This is a genomic window from Intrasporangium chromatireducens Q5-1 (assembly GCF_000576575.1).
In the GTDB taxonomy this organism is placed as follows: Bacteria; Actinomycetota; Actinomycetes; order Actinomycetales; family Dermatophilaceae; genus Intrasporangium_A; species Intrasporangium_A chromatireducens.
The window spans coordinates 1-1,028 of sequence record NZ_AWQS01000511.1; the positions used below are offsets into that span (position 1 = coordinate 1).

Genomic DNA, 1,028 nt, shown 5'->3' on the forward strand with positions numbered 1-1,028 from the left:
TCGTCGTCAAGGAGCAGCGCGCCGAGGCCGCCAAGGCGAAGGCCGCCGCCCAGGCGAAGGCTGAGGCCCAGGCCGCGGCTCGGGCCAAGGCCCAGCAGGCGTCCCGTTCGACGGCCCGCACGAGCCTGACCGGCTCGACCTACTCGGCGAAGGTCGCCACCAACGCCCCCAGCGCCTCGTCGGGCATCCGCTCGTCCCACAACTGGGCCACCGCCGGCCAGTGCACGTGGGGCGCGCTCAACAAGTGGTACCAGTCCGAGGGGTACTACCCGGGTGGCTGGACCGGTAATGCCCTCGTCTGGGCCTCCGGTGCCGCCCGCGCGGGCTACACGGTCAGCAGCGTGCCCCGGGTGCGGTCCATCCTCGTGCTTCAGCCGGGCACGTACAACTCCTCGAGCGCCGGTCACGTCGCCTGGGTCACCGCCGTCAACGGCAACCAGGTCACCGTCATCGAGATGAACGCGATGGCCGGCCCGTACAACTACAACACCCGCACCCTGACCAACGTCGGCGGGATGCAGTACATCTACGCCCCCTGAGCCAGCGCACGCGCGGGCCCGCCCGGGACACAAGGTATGCCGCTCACCTCAGCGAGGTGAGCGGCATACCTTTTGCCTACGGCTGAGGCTGGAACTCACGCGGCAGCTCCAGCCCGCGCTCCTCGAGCGTGACGGTCAGCCGTTCGGACGGCGCCGGCGTGGCCACCGGGCGGGGCGACGCCCCTGGGACCGGTGACCCCGCACGGAGCACTCCGACTGGTACGACAGGACCGACCAGTTGCTCTGGTGCGACAGGACCGAGCCGCGCGACTGATTCGACAGGAACGAGAGCATGCTCATCGCGGACCCGGCCGAGAAGAGCGAGGCGAAGGAGCCGGCGCTGCCGATGGACAGGATCGAACCGGCGCTGCCGATGGACAGGATGGAGCCGGCGCTGCCGATGGACAGGATCGAGCCCTTCGACCGGATCGAGAGGATGGAGCGCTCGGACGCGAGGGACCACTTCGACGTTCTCACGGCCGCATCCTA

General features: G+C 69.9%; 2 protein-coding genes. One reads left to right on the top strand and one right to left on the bottom strand.

What is annotated here, in order from left to right; translation table 11 throughout:
- On the top strand, positions 1-539 hold a 539-nt coding region (locus N864_RS22595), incomplete at its 5' end, for a CHAP domain-containing protein (protein WP_034722875.1).
- Positions 540-674: 135 nt separating this feature from the next.
- Here the strand turns inward: N864_RS22595 and N864_RS22600 are convergent.
- Entirely contained in the window at positions 675-1,016 is a 342-nt protein-coding gene (locus N864_RS22600; protein WP_205621044.1) for a hypothetical protein, read from the bottom strand.
- Positions 1,017-1,028 lie beyond the last annotated feature (12 nt).